This window comes from Zarconia navalis LEGE 11467, assembly GCF_015207075.1.
Taxonomy (GTDB): Bacteria; Cyanobacteriota; Cyanobacteriia; order Cyanobacteriales; family Geitlerinemataceae; genus Zarconia; species Zarconia navalis.
In genome coordinates this window covers 1-14,009 of the sequence record NZ_JADEXN010000063.1, presented here as the reverse complement: position 1 = coordinate 14,009, position 14,009 = coordinate 1, and the positions used below count along the sequence as shown (strand labels likewise).

At 47.0% G+C, this 14,009-nt stretch carries 14 protein-coding genes; 6 read left to right on the top strand and 8 right to left on the bottom strand.

The features are described 5' to 3' along the window. Window positions 1–208 precede the first annotated feature (208 nt). On the bottom strand, window positions 209–1,660 hold the full coding sequence (locus IQ235_RS05325) for a replication initiator protein A (protein WP_264320459.1): 1,452 nt from the start codon (window positions 1,658–1,660) through the stop codon (window positions 209–211). Between the two features lie 1,112 nt (window positions 1,661–2,772). Between IQ235_RS05325 and IQ235_RS05320 the strand changes: the two genes are divergently transcribed. The 5 genes from IQ235_RS05320 (at window position 2,773) to IQ235_RS05300 (ending at window position 7,035) form a co-directional block, all read left to right on the top strand. After that, window positions 2,773–3,513, top strand: coding sequence for a COG3415 family protein (locus tag IQ235_RS05320; protein WP_264320458.1), 741 nt, complete (start codon window positions 2,773–2,775; stop codon window positions 3,511–3,513). Between the two features lie 849 nt (window positions 3,514–4,362). Then, the gene (locus tag IQ235_RS05315; RefSeq protein ID WP_264320457.1) at window positions 4,363–4,791 is read left to right on the top strand and encodes a four helix bundle protein; all 429 of its coding nucleotides are present in this window, start codon (window positions 4,363–4,365) and stop codon (window positions 4,789–4,791) included. A gap of 2 nt (window positions 4,792–4,793) precedes the next feature. Then, a complete protein-coding gene (locus tag IQ235_RS05310) occupies window positions 4,794–6,395 on the top strand; it encodes a MobA/MobL family protein (protein ID WP_264320456.1) in 1,602 nt (533 codons plus the stop codon). A 129-nt stretch (window positions 6,396–6,524) separates the two neighbouring features. Next, window positions 6,525–6,767: a CopG family ribbon-helix-helix protein gene (locus IQ235_RS05305; protein WP_264320455.1), complete on the top strand. Its 243-nt coding sequence runs from the start codon at window positions 6,525–6,527 to the stop codon at window positions 6,765–6,767. Further along, window positions 6,757–7,035 carry a type II toxin-antitoxin system RelE/ParE family toxin gene (locus IQ235_RS05300; RefSeq protein ID WP_264320454.1) on the top strand — a complete coding sequence of 93 codons (279 nt, stop codon included), beginning with the start codon at window positions 6,757–6,759 and terminating at the stop codon, window positions 7,033–7,035. Before IQ235_RS05305 ends, IQ235_RS05300 begins: the two co-directional genes overlap by 11 nt. A gap of 169 nt (window positions 7,036–7,204) precedes the next feature. Here IQ235_RS05300 and IQ235_RS05295 read toward each other — a convergent pair whose 3' ends face one another. From IQ235_RS05295 to IQ235_RS05265, 7 genes are all read right to left on the bottom strand, one after another. Further along, entirely contained in the window at window positions 7,205–8,203 is a 999-nt protein-coding gene (locus IQ235_RS05295) for a type IV secretion system DNA-binding domain-containing protein (protein WP_264320453.1), read from the bottom strand. Between the two features lie 364 nt (window positions 8,204–8,567). Beyond that, entirely contained in the window at window positions 8,568–8,927 is a 360-nt protein-coding gene (locus IQ235_RS05290; RefSeq protein WP_264320452.1) for a hypothetical protein, read from the bottom strand. A 411-nt stretch (window positions 8,928–9,338) separates the two neighbouring features. Further along, on the bottom strand, window positions 9,339–9,563 hold the full coding sequence (locus tag IQ235_RS05285; protein ID WP_264320451.1) for a hypothetical protein: 225 nt from the start codon (window positions 9,561–9,563) through the stop codon (window positions 9,339–9,341). Then, a complete protein-coding gene (locus IQ235_RS05280; protein WP_264320450.1) occupies window positions 9,556–10,053 on the bottom strand; it encodes a type II toxin-antitoxin system VapC family toxin in 498 nt (165 codons plus the stop codon). The genes IQ235_RS05285 and IQ235_RS05280 overlap by 8 nt, the downstream gene beginning before the upstream one ends. A gap of 102 nt (window positions 10,054–10,155) precedes the next feature. Then, complete coding sequence (locus IQ235_RS05275) at window positions 10,156–10,578, bottom strand: DUF6876 family protein (protein ID WP_264320449.1); 423 nt, start codon at window positions 10,576–10,578, stop codon at window positions 10,156–10,158. A gap of 195 nt (window positions 10,579–10,773) precedes the next feature. Continuing rightward, window positions 10,774–11,592 (bottom strand): N-6 DNA methylase, encoded by an 819-nt coding sequence (locus tag IQ235_RS05270; protein WP_264320448.1) that lies wholly within the window; start codon window positions 11,590–11,592, stop codon window positions 10,774–10,776. Window positions 11,593–11,658: 66 nt separating this feature from the next. Then, window positions 11,659–11,970, bottom strand: coding sequence for a hypothetical protein (locus IQ235_RS05265; RefSeq protein ID WP_264320447.1), 312 nt, complete (start codon window positions 11,968–11,970; stop codon window positions 11,659–11,661). A gap of 1,096 nt (window positions 11,971–13,066) precedes the next feature. Here IQ235_RS05265 and mobF point away from each other — a divergent pair. Further along, window positions 13,067–14,009 (top strand): MobF family relaxase (mobF, locus tag IQ235_RS05260; protein ID WP_264320446.1); only part of this gene is annotated, 943 nt, incomplete at its 3' end.

Genomic DNA, 14,009 nt, shown 5'->3' with positions numbered 1-14,009 from the left:
AGTTATAGCCGTCGCGCTTGGCGGGTGTGGACACTTGAGAAATCAAGCTCAAGTTAGCATTTTCTTCTCTCCCCCCGCTCCCCCTGCTCACCTTCACGATGCCAATGGTTGCTATAGCATGACCTCCTGCCCATTAATCCGAACTGATGTTAATTCAAAGTCGATGGGAAGTTTGTGGATAACGTTATCCACAAACTATAAATGGGGATTAAGCTGATTGTTGACGCTTCAGTGAAGCATTAGCGATTAACCCGAGAACGTAATTCTGAAGCAATTGCTCCCGATACACCTTTGCGGCATTCCCTTTCAACTTCAACATATTCGGATTCCCCGTCTTCAAGGCTTCACTCGTCAACTTCTGAGTTTCTTCTTGTGCGAGGGAACTCAGATAATCCCCAACGACTCTTTGCTTCTCCAGAGCAAGAGCTTCCTCTTTGACAGCTCGCTCTTCTTGGCGACATTTTTCCCGCTGTGCGGCCAACTCTACTAATCTCAGCGTTTCGCGTTCGGCTTGTTTTTCCCGAATTAACTCTTCCTTACTCTTAAAGCCCGCTGGAGCCACATAATCCTCCTCAATCGACTTCACCAGAAAACCCGCCGGATTCTCCAGCTTCCCCTCGCCTTGGAGCAAGTACTCCAGAATCTCGACCTTGTGTTGCAAATATTCGCTTCGATGGCGCGCCATCAGCCTCTTCACCTTTCCCTTTGAGACTCCCAAACCCGTCAGACGAGCTTCGAGTTGCTTCGTCCGAGCAGTAGTTGGCGACAGAGCTTTCGGTCGCGCGTGGCATTTTGTTTCCTCTGCCCGGTCGAAAATAACCCTCCACAATTTACAAGAGAGCTTCTTGAAGCGTTGTTTTTTCTCCATCGGCACGATGAAACCAATCTCCTCTAACTCCCCAATCGCTGGCAAGAGTTTCTGCTTGAGATTGCCAGTATGATAGCTCTTCGACATCCCCAACTTCTGAAAAGCCAAAGTGTGTAAATCGAACTCCCAATGTTTCTTGAGGTAAAACTTTTTATCGAGCAGTCTAAAAAGTCGCTTCGCTGTCGGACTCTTCAAACGGCGATAAATTCCCAAATCGATACTTTTGAGATTGCCTAGCCTAAAACTTTCAAACACGACCTCGTTCCAAACGAAGCTGTGGGTTTTATTTCCCTTCTCATCCACCGGAGTCGTTAGTCGCTCCAAGAGATGGAAACTTTCATCCATCCACGTTTTTTCCTGGGGGTTCCACCAAGCATTTTCGTATTTCAGCCCCACATTCAGCCATTTTTCGAGCGATTCCTTCACTCGGCGATAGTTAGCCCCATTATCCTTCCAGCCCAAAATCTTCAAAATCTCGTAGCGCGTGTAGCGTACCGTTTTGCTGTGAAAGCCCTGAAGCTTGCTCAGTTGAACCAACGCCAAGATGACCTCATCATCGAGTGCGGTTGGCAATCCATATTTCTCCGAGGCCGTAATGGTTAGTTTTCGCTCGATCGACTTTCTCGTCCCTTTATCCAAAATTCGATCCGAGAACTCCAAGGTCTCAGTCTTTGCGGACACTCGATTAGAAAGTGTTGCCAGTGGAAATTCTGCAAGGTTCAGTTCGTCTCGACCGTCAACGAAGTGTTCGAGATCGCTAAAAAGCTCGCCTTGTTTTCGATCTGAACTCATTTAGAATTACATCCTTCACGATGTTGTTGATAGTCTATAACAACATAGTTATAAGTTGTTGCCAGATTTTGTGAATTAAATCAATAAGTTACAGCAGAAAACGCACCTCAAACTACGGTAAAACGTACCTCAAAGTACGGTAAGTGAAGAGGAGTACGTACCTCAAACTACGGTAAAACGTACCTTAAACTACGGTAAATGAAAAGGAAAATGTATCTCAAACTACGGTACTGTTCAAAAATACACCTCAAATCGCAGTAAAACGTACTTCAAACCACGGTATTTAGATAAATCGAGCGGAACATTAGCTCAATCTAGAGCTTTGAAAGGAGATAGGAGAAGCTGAGGGTGTGAGGGGCTACTAGAAGACCGTTGTTGTGCCTTTTATGAGTCGAGCTAAAGGGGGGGGGTGGTAGCAAGATGTAAGGCTTAGGAAGGCTCACAGAGGCTCCTAGAAGGGTTTGAGGTGTTCTCGCGTTCGGAGTCTTTGGCGTTAATGTAGGTTGTACTTGCGACGAACGGGGAAAGTACCGTAGTTTGGGGTACATTTTTGCATTGACCGATCGCGCTCATGCTTACGGACGAACATCTCGCGTTTTCCCGAAGAGCAATCCTTTGAGGATTTATTATTCCACCGACCGTTTGTCGAGGGAATAGGGAATAGGCAATGGGCAATAGTCAGGGGTTTGGGTTAGATGCAACCCGCCCCGAGGCCTGTTCGTTTCCTCGACCCACCTCGGGGTCACAAGCCTCACCTGTTGGGGTGATGGTGTTGGGCCCGGTGAAATCCCCATCCAACACCTGCACTATTCCCTGTTGCCTATTCCCTGTTGCCTTTTACTTAATGTTCCACAGTTTGTATAGACTCTCTGAAGACATTGATGAAATGGATCGGATTCGTTTATAAGCACTTGAATATATTGACGAAGGAGATGTAGGTGAGATAAATCCTCGAAATTTTCTCGCGTATTTTTGTGGAACAGTGTAGGTTATCTGGGACAAAAATAGTAAGCATTCAGCCGTCAGCCGTCAGCCGTCAGCTTTTAAAGAAGGTTGAAACAAGCTGACCGCTGATAGCTGATAGCTAAAGGCTTACGCACGATGAGTTTTGTATGGGAGCCGATTTTTCCAAATACCGAGATGAAGTTTTACGATTGCGCCAAATGGGGATTTCCACCCCAGAAATCTGTGGACAGCTAGGTTTAAGCAGTGACATCGTTATCGAACTCATCATCGGAGCTTCTAGCATCCCTCCCATCATCCAGGAGCCGGAGAAGCATTTTTCTACCAGACCGCGAGGGCGACCGCGTCAAGTCTGGGAAGAAGCGAAGGTCGAGAAAGTCTTCGACCTATTGAGCCGACCTGCGACCGTTCTGGGTTATCGCAGCCAACTGTGGACTCTACCCCGACTGGTCGAGGGAGCTGCCAAGCACCAGCTAGGTCTCTCCAAACGAATGCTACGGCGATATTTGACCCGTTTGGGACTGACGTTTTCAGACCAACTCGAACAGTGTAGCTGCAAGCTGCCCCTAGAGTTGAACGAGGTCGGCCACAGCAAAAGTGCAATGCTCTACCTGGTGAGGGAGTTTCACGCCCAGGATTTTGGTCTTGAATACCTTACACCTGCTGTTGCCTTGGTTGGATTGACCCCGAGCAATCGGATTGCATTAGCCGTTCACCATCGCCACCGGGTACTGACTGATTTTGTAGAATTTTTTTTGCGAGAACTGTTGGTGCTTCATGCCGACAAACACATAGTTGTTGTTGTCCCCGGTAAAGGGGAGTACCGCTGCGAACGATTGAGGCAATTTGTGTCTGGATTCCGACGACTTCACCTGTACGAGTTGGGCTGAATTTAGATACAACTCTCCCATACGCCATAATGACGTTCTAAGAATGTTGAATTGTCAATGCGACCTCTGGTATAACCCCTGAAAAAACTGACGACTAGCTGTCAAAAGCAAAAGCCAGTAACCACCGAGCGAACCTATCGATCGACCTCTGAAATTAACCTCGTTGAGCTTTGAAATGCTGTTTCCGTTGAAATAACCCTTAAGTGAGCCACTTCTAAGCTATTTTGGCTAGAAGCACCAGAGTTTTTGCTTCAAAGATTAAGTGTCAATTCTCGATAGTAACCGTCTCATCGCATTCTTTAGCACCGTATTTTTGTCAGCCTAATTCTTCTCTTGTGTTGCAGTTGGTGTTGTTATAGAACTGCCTTGAAGCTGTGAGTTACAGCAGGCGCGATTCCTCGTTTTGAGGTGAGTTGGCAAGCCTCCTCCACCCCAAAACGAATCGCGCCAGGTGGGACACCCCCCTGAACCCCCCCCCTCTTGGGTTCGGAGTTAGGTGTTCGGGGTTCGGAGTTTTTTTGGGTTTGGGGTTAGGTGTTGGGAATGCGGAGTTGGAAGAGGCAGCAGGCGTGGAGAGTTCGGTGTTCGGTGTTAGGAGTTCGGGGTTGGAAGAGGCAATAGGCAATAGGAGGGGAGAGAGTAGACAAAGCTCATGGCTCAAATACCTGCCAGATAAGTTCTTGATTCGCCGGTCGCGATCGATAAAATTTCCCCCGTCCCTTGAATTCGGAATGCGGAATTCTCCCTTGTCCCCAACTCCGAACCTCGAACCCCGAACCCCGAACTCTCCGGAGGGTATGGGGTTGGTTTGAGTGGGAAGATTTAGGAATAAATGTAAATGAGTTTGAGATGAATCACGAAGAACCAAATATTCAGGAAAGGACACTTCAGTTCGCAGTCAGAATTGTGAAACTGTGTAAGTTCATGGACGAACAAGGTGGAGTGGCACGAGTTCTCTACTCACAATTGATTCGGAGTGGAACATCCATAGGAGCGAATGTTCGCGAAGCTCAGTCCGCCGAAAGCGATAAGGATTTTCGGCACAAATTGGAAATCGCCTTAAAAGAAGCAAGAGAAACTCACTATTGGTTAGTTGTTTTAGTAGCCTCAGATGTGATTCCAGAGTCAAAAATTAAAAGTCTGATGCGAGAAAGTGATGTCATCATCCGAGTTTTAGTTTCGATTACAAAAAAGCTCAAAGACAAACAGCGCCGAATCCCAAAAAATTCCACATTCAGAGACAACTCCGAACACAGAACCCCTAACTCCGAACTCTAATCATGGCTGTTTATCATTTTTCGGTGAAACATAGCTCTCGTTCGAGCGGCGGCAGTGCTGGAGGTCACGCGCTCTACATTGGTCGTGAAGGCAAGTACCAGAATCGAAACGATGACCTGGGCTTTTTTCAGTCGTGGAATATGCCCGACTGGTCACAAGGCGATCCGATTGCTTTCTGGCAAGCAGCCGATGACTACGAGCGAGCGAACGGGCGACTGTATACCGAGCTTGAGTTTGCGCTGCCGAGGGAACTGTCCCCAGAAGCGCGAGAGCGGTTGGCCCGTGAGTTTGCCGACGAACAACTTAGCAATCGTCATCCGTACGCGCTTGCGATCCACAATCCGCTAGGACTCGATCGCAAGGAACAGCCACACGCCCATCTGATGTTCTCCGAACGTCGTGTAGACGACGGGATATCAAGGAGTCCCGAACAATTCTTCAAACGCGCCAATGGCAAAAATCCAGAACGAGGTGGCGCAAAAAAGGATCGGGACTGGAATCGGATTGAGAAAGTCAGCGAGCTTCGGGTTGCCTGGGAGGAAGCAGCAAATGCAGCCCTAGCACGAGAAGGGTATCAGGAACGGATCGATCGTCGGAGTCTCAAAGAGCGAGGAATCGACAGACCGCCGGAACCGAAACTTGGTTTTTCTCAGACCGCGATGCTGCGTCGTGGCGAGCTGAGTATCGCTGCTATCGAAGTCTTAGCACTCAGACAGGAGCGAATTTTATCCGAACTGATGCAATTGAAGAGTTCGGAGTTCGGGGTTCTGGGTTCGGAGTTGTCTTTGAGTTCGGATTTGAGACCGCAGATGGAGAAGCCCGAACCGGAGGAAGTTGTCTTGGGAAAGACACTACTGGCTGAGGTGAACGAGCATATTAAAATGCTCGACGGTCAACTCAACGAAGTTCACCGGGAACGCGAAGCCTTGGGGCTAGAACAATTCTGGGGTGTTGGGATGTGGCACTATCCCGATTCTCTGAGTGAAGAAGAGGTCAGAAAACGAGTATACGAGCATCTTGGCAGCGATGAGTTACGAGAAGTTAACCGGACTTTGGCAAGTCTTTCAGGAGAACATGAGTGGTTGCAGCGGCAGATGAAAAAGCAGGAGGGCAGAGAGCGAGAGCTTGGTATCTGGCGGTACTTACCCCACGAAGCGTTGAAACTCCGTTCTGAGAGGATAGAACTAGAGGAGCGGTTGCAGTACTTCCGCCAGCGGTACGAATCAGCGACCGAACGGCATCGCGAGATTTGGTTGAGGCTGACTGGCGAGCAGATGAAGCCCCAAGTTGAAGGTATGGTTTCCGATATCTTGTCCGAACAGCGACGGCAGGAGGTGGCCCGTCCCGAAATCGAGCGTCGCCACGAAGCCCTTGAAGCACAGCTCAAGCAAGCGCGGGATTTTGCCCACCAGATAAAGCAAGTTCCCGAATTAGAGATTGCTATCGTGCGGGGCAAGGGTGAGGAGTTACCGCAATTGTCAGACAAGCAAGAGTTCGAGCAGCAGGTTGAGTTAGTGCGGTTAGCCCTGGCACTTTCTCCAGAGGGAAGGAGAGATCGGGGCTTGCGACTGTCACCAGCCTTTGGTCGGGGTAATGAGGAATAGGTGGGAGAGGGCAAGAAGGAATAAGCGTTCGGTGCGATCGGGAATTAGTTGCATTGCATTGCAAGATATTGCAAGATAAAAGAATGCGATTGCGTTTCGTTCGCACTTCACTGTTAAAGGAGCAGCCAGATGAGTAAAAATAATGTCACCTTCCGACTCGATCGCGAAAAAAGGGCGGCTCTCGACGCGATCGCCGCGAGTACGGATCGCAACCTGAGCTACGTTCTCAATGAGGCTATCTCTCTGTACTTGGAGATTCACCAGTGGCACTTGGCAGAGATTCGCCAAAGTCTCGCAGAAGCCGATGCTGGAGATTTTGCCAGCGACGCGGAAGTCGAAGCCGTGTTTGAAAAGTTGACCCATGCCCATTAAGTGGCTCAAAAAAGCTTTGCGAAACCTGGAGTCGGCTCATTCTTATATCGCCAAGGACAACCCGGCCGCCGCAGCGCGAACGCTCCGCAGTATTCAACAGGCTGTCGCTCAATTAGCAGAATTTCCCAATTTGGGCAGAAAAGGTCGCGTGGAAGGAACGCGAGAACTGATAATCGCTTCAACCCCTTATTTTGTCGTCTATCGCATCAAAGGAAATACCGTCCAAATTCTCCGCGTCTTGCATAGTGCGAGGAAGTATCCGGATTGAGTTCGGGGTTAGGGGTTCGAGGTTCGGAGTTTTCGGGTCTATCCCAAACTCCGAACTCCGAACTCACAACTCCGAACCCTTACTTGGCGCAGGTAACACTAGCGTCTCATTACATGGAAGTGCCAGCGGTGGAGCAGAAAGGGAGTTGATTTTCGGTAGGTCGAGGTAGTCAAATTGGATGGGGACGACGTATCGAGAGAATCGCAAGTACCCCGTCCGGTCTGCCAAAGTTTGGATCGTATTCGAACCCCAGGCAGAATCTCAGGTTATACTTCCTGCCTTCCGTAATCGCACTTTGAAGTTTCGGGAGTTTTTTGAGGGTCGGCAGTTCGTCAACGATGACCCAAGTTGGGGGAGCGCGTTCGTCCTCATCGAGCATGAGTTTGCCCAGAGCAATATCGAGCCATGCCGAAATCAAAGGGCGCAGAGCATCGCGCTCCTCCTCACCCCTACTGCCGATAAAAATCCATCCCGTCCGATTCCGGCTCCAATCCCCAAAAGAGAAAGAAGCCCCTGTTGTCGGCAACAGACGGAGTAACTTACCCACACGACTGAGGGAACCGAGAACCCCCCATCGTTGCTCCGCAGCTTCTCGGTCGATGAGATATGCATCTTCAGAACCTTTGACCGTCCTCTCAATCTCTTCTGGATTGCGGAGCCATTGCAGCAGTTCGGGCGTACCTTTGCCCTCGCGCTTGAGTCGTAGAAGCATGGCTTGGAAGACGACTTGAGGCGACCACTTGAAAAAATCCTCATCTTCGTCTCCAGAAGAGCTATCCGGTAGAAAGCTCTTAGCAACAGCCGTAGCGTTGAGGGGATTGGTAATTTCATCGGCAATATTCCACGAAGGACAACCATCGTAGAGCGGGTGAAGTAAGATGTCCCCCGGTTTCCCCAAGCGCGACCAAAATTGAAGCGAAGGATCGTAGACGATGGCAAACTCACCTCTAGCTCTTACTTGCAGCAGCAGATGGTTGAGAAGAACGGTTTTTCCCGTTCCAGAATCTCCAGCCAGCATGAGGTGGTAGCGTTCTTTGTCTGAAGGGATTTTGAGAAATTCGGTTTTGCCATTGACGGTACAGGGAATGCCGATACCATCACCTTTAACCTCGCGGTTAAATTCAGCAGGTGAGGCTTGCTTTGTCCCTTCTAAGGTTTTGGGAGTCAATTTTTTCTTTTCCCGTTCCAGATGAAAGAATATTAGTCCAGAGAAAATTGGAAGCCAGATAATTGTTGAGCGAGTCGCTACCTCAAGGATGAAGTTCTGAAATAGTGGAGAAGAGCGACCTTTTAATGTCGTCAGTAGAAGGGTGATGATGACAGAGATAATTGCAGAACAGATTGCGTAGCGCGGATATTTTTTATAGCTGTACATGAAGCAATCTCACACCTCCTTGATGACTTTCTAGTGCGTAAATATTGCCAATTATTGTACTAAGATTCTGTTGAAACTCAATAGTTTGGAGAAAGTAAAAAAGGGGAGAAATGCTCCCCTTTTTTTTGATTCTATAACCTGAGTCTATAACTGAGGTTTAACCTTCGAGTTTTGAATCATTGGGCTGATTCTTGAAAACGAACTCCACGATTTCATCCGATCGCTCTCCAAAACCCTCACCCTCGCGCTGCCTGTCTTGTTCGAGGGTCTGTGCGAGTTCGTTGGATATCTCGATGCCGAGAAGACCCTGCTGTCTTGTCTCCGATTCAAACACTTCGACAAACCTGTCAATATCCTGAAATTCGTCAACCTCAGAGCCAAGCCAGACGCTTGGTTCTTCATAATCGGTTCTATCTTTTGCCCTTCGCTCGAAAATGGTTCCAAAGAAGGTATTCATCGGGCTATCCCAACCGACGGTGATGGTATAGCAGTCGTACTCGATATTATGTCTGGACATTAATGTAATCTTGAATTCAGCAGCAAAAAGAGTATCAATATTAACTAAAAATTGATAGTTTTGAGTCGTCAATAGTTTCTGATTAGTTTTGTGAAGTTTATCAATAAAATACGTTAAAGATTAAATCTAAACGCTTATAAAATGGCGAAAGTCATGAGCATAAAACCGATACAGGAGTATATCTCTTTTGAAGATGGAAAGCAGTCTGTTAATGTTGTCAAGTTAGTGAAGTTGTGGGAACGATTGGGTCTATCTGGTCAAGAATTCATGGAGCTGATAAGAGAAGAAGTCGAGCGAAAGCAGAGTAAGAATGCTGGTGAATAGAGAGAGTTTTGGGTGAAAAATTGGTCTGTATACCTAGAAACCACCTTTGTGCAGACAAAAAAAAGGGGGGGATTCCCCCTAAATCGTTTATTTCAAATTTGATTGAGATGCATCAGATAAGTTGCGAGATTGCTCTTCTGGAGAAAGAAACGTCACGAACTTTACCCCTTCTGCCTCTCGTTGCCTTTGCTTTTCCATTAAGTCCCGAACAATTGCTCTCAAGTCATAATTGAATTGACGAGCGTGAGTCTCTCGAATTTCTCGAACCTCAGCCACAATCGAGTCTTCCCAATTTTTAGTTTCTTCATTCATAATCCCACCGATCCATCAATTCTAATGGCGTACAAATTAAAGGTGAAGTATACCCCAAAGAATCAAATAAGCTCATGATTCTTTTTTGAATTTCACCATTGGCAATATGTTTGCAGTTCCAAGTCATCAGATAGTCAACGCGATGTCGGGTAGCAATAGCAATATGAAGAGCATCTTCGGAAGCCTTTACGGGTAAAATTCGTTGGTCAATCAAAGTTTGAGCAAGGTTAGCAACTTCGTCATCTATTTTGAGAAAATTAAGGCCTTGAATAAACTCTTTTCGTTTTTGACTAGCAGCTCGATCTCCAGCCTGAATTTCACGTTCGACTAACTCAGAAATAACGAGATGATAATTCTTTTGGCGATATTCCCACCATTCTCGTGTTACCTCTTGATGTGCTGCCATAATAAGGTCGCGACTATTCTTGCTGGTTAAATAACTAATAACACTAGTTTCAACATATACAGATGCTTTTTGATACTCGTTCATCGGGTACTCCTAGAGAAAAGCCGACTCTATTGAATAGAAGTCGGCTTTTTTTTGTTTTGAAGAAAGATTAAAAATGAACTTAGTTTGCTACATTTTTAATTCTTAATATTCAGAAGGTAAAATTAAGATGTAATAGAGTCCATCTCGTTTTCTTCCTTCAGTTGTTAGACAGCAGTAAAGCGCAATTCGCTCCAGAGGAAAATCCGTCCACTCGATGGTCTCCCGATACACTACTTTACCCTTATCCCATTCACAGTATAAAGTTGCCGAGCTGTCTTCATGTACCTCTAAGTTCCAAAACTGAATAGAACGTAACTTAGGGTGATTTTTGATGCTTGACTCTTCCTGTAAAGCGGCGATTTTATCCATCAGCCAATAACATTCACCCGTATCAGCCAGATACTTCGTTCCATCTGTAAGTAAGAAATAAGGAAATAGAGGCGAGTAACGATGCCATACCGTTGTCCCGCGAAATTGATGTAGTCCAGTTTTAAGTTTTTGTCTTCTTTCTAGTTTGTTAGTCATTCTATTCTCTCCAATTAAAAAGGGGACTTTCCTAATTTATAAAAGTCCCCTGAATTTATTTTTTTATTGATATTTTTTAATCAATCATCAGTAGGCTCGTTCCGATTTTCCAGAACAAACTTACGAAACTCACCCGCTAATTCTCGATCGTCTTGCTGGTTTTCGCGTTGCTCTCGTTTACTTGAAAAGTCCGAGCTATACGGTACGATCGTCCGTTGTTGGTGTCGTGGGTTCATTATCCGTCTGTTCCATATTCCGAAATGGATTCTTCCCGGTTAGAAAACTCCAGATTTTGAACGTTGCTGTCTCCCATCGCTTCTGAAACTCGTACTTGAGGGTATCGCCATGACAGACGATTCCGGGCAATTCCAGACACGAGAATTGTACGAATGCCATGTGGCAGCAGAACGGATTGATATCGATCGCCTCAAAGAACATCACCTTATTCGGTGCGTAACCTTTGCGAGCGATAACCTCACAGGCTGCAATTAGCATCGCTCCAGCTCCACAAGCCGGTTTGGAGATGGTGAGATAGCCCTGACGTTCGATGACCTCCTCGCAACCGAGCAATGTCATCTCTGCTGCAAGTTGAGCCACTGGGTATGGGGTAAAGAACTCGCCTTTGGTTTGCTTGCTCCTTTTGCCACCGATTTCCATTTCGGTGTAAATCTCTCCCAAGAAGTCCCCCCACTCAGAATTAAGAGCTATCATCGTTATCTCCAAAAGAGCGGCAAATTCGTTAAGGGTCTCTCGGTCGTACTTGGCAACTAGCTTCAAGTAATCAGCTTCGAGGGTTTCAAAACACTCATCTTTGGGAAGATTGCTGAAGTTGTACGGGCGGTTGTGCATCGCGATGGCTGAAATTTCGACCCAATCCCGGAACACCTCAAAGTGCGATCGACTGTAGGCTAGTTTGTCGAACTTGTTGCAGAAGTCCTGCTTGAGTTTGGTGAAAGTGTTTTGAGTTGATTGAGATCGATTTTCTCGATTTTTGTTTTTTGTTGTGTTATTCATATTATTAGCAATAAAAAGAGGGACTCAGCCATTTGGCTAAATCCCTTAAAAGTTTGGATTGATGAGCTACTGAATGGTTGGTTCAGTAGCTCGACCGTTCATATGCTTTTGCAGATGCTTGGTCTTTTTCTTACGTCTGCGCCGTTTCGGTGTAGGCGTTTTTTCGACTGCCATCTTTAACTCCTGGAGTTGAGTGGCGATATTTTCCATTGCGTTAGCAATGTCTCGATTTCGCCTTCTCCCGGTGATGTAGTCTCTAAGCGCACCGAGCCATCTAAAGATAGCTCCGATCCCTCTAAAGAGCATTTCGATATGCGTCACGAACACCCCTCCCAGAATCATTCCTGAGAAGAGATATATCTTGTCTAATGCATCCATAGTTTTTTCTCCTTATTTTATGGATTGAATAAAGCTCGATAAGCCCAATGCAATCGCTGCCGAATTACAGCCATCACTTCGGAAATATCGAACGACGAAAATGACGGGAAATGCATTCCGAGAACGAAGCCTAGGAATGCATTACACAAATGAATCCCAAGAATGAATTCCAGGAACGCATTACATAAATGAATCCCAAGAACGAAGCCTGGGCATAAAGAATGGATATATATCCCGTTGCTGATTCGCGTGAATGCCGAACGGCAAGCATCGCGAGAACAACTTCCGGTTGCAATATCCAGATATTGAGTTAGGCAAATATCCAAGGAAACTTCCGCGATCGAGGAAGAGGAATTTTTGCCGATTCAGTAACAGTTTTTGAACAGCAGAAACGACTCGCCAGCTTGAAGAGCGTTTTGCGAGTCTTTTCCTGAGATAATTTCCGATCTGTGTCCCGGATAAACTGTTCCGGTAAACAGGGGAGAGAATCTTTATCTCTTCCAACGAAAAATGCCAACAAACGAGCATCTTTCTCTGTCATATAAATTCGATAAAATAAATCGAAAAGACAGTAAAATAACTCTTTTATTGTAACAGCTATTCTGGTGTTGGGTTGTGTGAGTAAGAGGCAATAGGCAATAGGTTGGAGAAGGCAATAGCTTGGAGAAGGCAATAGGCAATAGTTTTGAGGCGCGGAGTCGAGGGAGGCAATACGGGGGAGAGACAAGCTCACAGGGAATGTTTTTTGACAATCGACCGATTTAGGTCGTGAGGTCAACGAAAATTCAAGGGTTCAGCGATTGCCAGCTCCTTCGCAAGTCCCGTTGATTCGCTGACATCTGACGGAGTCGCGTGCGCTCGTGCTTACATTTGAGGTTTAGAGTTCTGAATAACGGGAGGTGTAATTTATAGCGTTTCTAAATGAGATGTGAAACCTGAATCCCATTTTTTTGACTCTGAGAAAATACGTCAAATCCTTTCCCACTATTGCCTATTGCCTATTGCCTATTGCCTATTGCCTATTCACTTCAATCTAGTTTCAGCTCCCCAATGAAAACGCCACAGCTTGCAAAAACTCTACACGAGGAAAAACCAGATGTTGACCATCGCGAAAATGGGTAAAGGGAGTGCGCTGTACTACGCCAATCTCGCCCAGGAACAGCAAGAATTCGATGCGACAAAACCCGGCGAACCTCCCGGTACGTGGTGGGGAGCTGGAGCTAAAGCATTGGGTCTGCAAGGAAACATCAACAGAGCGGATTTTATCCTGCTATTCAATGGCTTTTCTCCCGAAGAAGAGAGTCTCGTCAAAAATGCAGGTCGCGAGAACCGAGTCCCCGGTTGGGATTTAGTCTTTGCCCCACCCGCCTCCATCGGCAAATGCTTGTGGGGCATCGCCCCCCCAGAAATTCGCGCCATTGTTGAGGAGTGCCACGTTCTCGCCCAACAAACGGCACTCTCCTATCTCGAAGAACGAGCCTGGGTTCGTCGGGGACAAGGGGGACGTGAAGTCGAGAAAGCCGGATCGGTCGTCGCCATTTATCCCCACGGTACCAACCGCAATGGAGAACCGTTCCTCCACAGCCATTGCCTGGTCTTGAACCTCGCAGTTTCCCAAGAGCAAGAGCATTGTGGAGCGCTGCATTCAAAACCGCTATACCAAGCCAAGATGGCCGCCGGAGCCATCTATCGGAGCGAGCTTGCCCATCTACTCCAGCAGGGTCTCGGTCTAAATTTAGAGCGAGTGCAGAGTTGGTTCGAGTTGCGAGGATTTTCCCGCGAGAGAGGAAAATACCGAGACTTGATGAATCTTTGGTCGTCCCGTCGGCGAGAAATCGAAGAGCACAACCCCCAAAACGCTAGGGAAGCCCAAGCCATTGCCTACAAAACTCGTGCCGAGAAGCCAGAACTTCCTCCCCGAAGTCAGTTATTTACTCAGTGGCAGGAGACCGGAAGAGAGTACGGCTTCGGACCCGAGCAAGTTCAAAAGTTAGTGAAGATTTCTCTCGAACGCGAGCGAGAGGGGCTAACGCGAGTTC

Excerpts from the sequence above, each read along its gene's own strand:
- IQ235_RS05265 (WP_264320447.1), bottom strand. The coding sequence starts at position 11,970 with ATGGATGCATTAGACAAGATATATCTCTTCTCAGGAATGATTCTGGGA.
- IQ235_RS05325 (WP_264320459.1), bottom strand. The coding sequence starts at position 1,660 with ATGAGTTCAGATCGAAAACAAGGCGAGCTTTTTAGCGATCTCGAACAC.
- IQ235_RS05315 (WP_264320457.1), top strand. The coding sequence starts at position 4,363 with ATGAATCACGAAGAACCAAATATTCAGGAAAGGACACTTCAGTTCGCA.
- IQ235_RS05270 (WP_264320448.1), bottom strand. The coding sequence starts at position 11,592 with ATGAATAACACAACAAAAAACAAAAATCGAGAAAATCGATCTCAATCA.
- IQ235_RS05280 (WP_264320450.1), bottom strand. The coding sequence starts at position 10,053 with ATGAACGAGTATCAAAAAGCATCTGTATATGTTGAAACTAGTGTTATT.
- IQ235_RS05285 (WP_264320451.1), bottom strand. The coding sequence starts at position 9,563 with ATGAATGAAGAAACTAAAAATTGGGAAGACTCGATTGTGGCTGAGGTT.
- IQ235_RS05320 (WP_264320458.1), top strand. The coding sequence starts at position 2,773 with ATGGGAGCCGATTTTTCCAAATACCGAGATGAAGTTTTACGATTGCGC.
- IQ235_RS05310 (WP_264320456.1), top strand. The coding sequence starts at position 4,794 with ATGGCTGTTTATCATTTTTCGGTGAAACATAGCTCTCGTTCGAGCGGC.
- IQ235_RS05275 (WP_264320449.1), bottom strand. The coding sequence starts at position 10,578 with ATGACTAACAAACTAGAAAGAAGACAAAAACTTAAAACTGGACTACAT.
- IQ235_RS05300 (WP_264320454.1), top strand. The coding sequence starts at position 6,757 with ATGCCCATTAAGTGGCTCAAAAAAGCTTTGCGAAACCTGGAGTCGGCT.
- IQ235_RS05290 (WP_264320452.1), bottom strand. The coding sequence starts at position 8,927 with ATGTCCAGACATAATATCGAGTACGACTGCTATACCATCACCGTCGGT.
- IQ235_RS05305 (WP_264320455.1), top strand. The coding sequence starts at position 6,525 with ATGAGTAAAAATAATGTCACCTTCCGACTCGATCGCGAAAAAAGGGCG.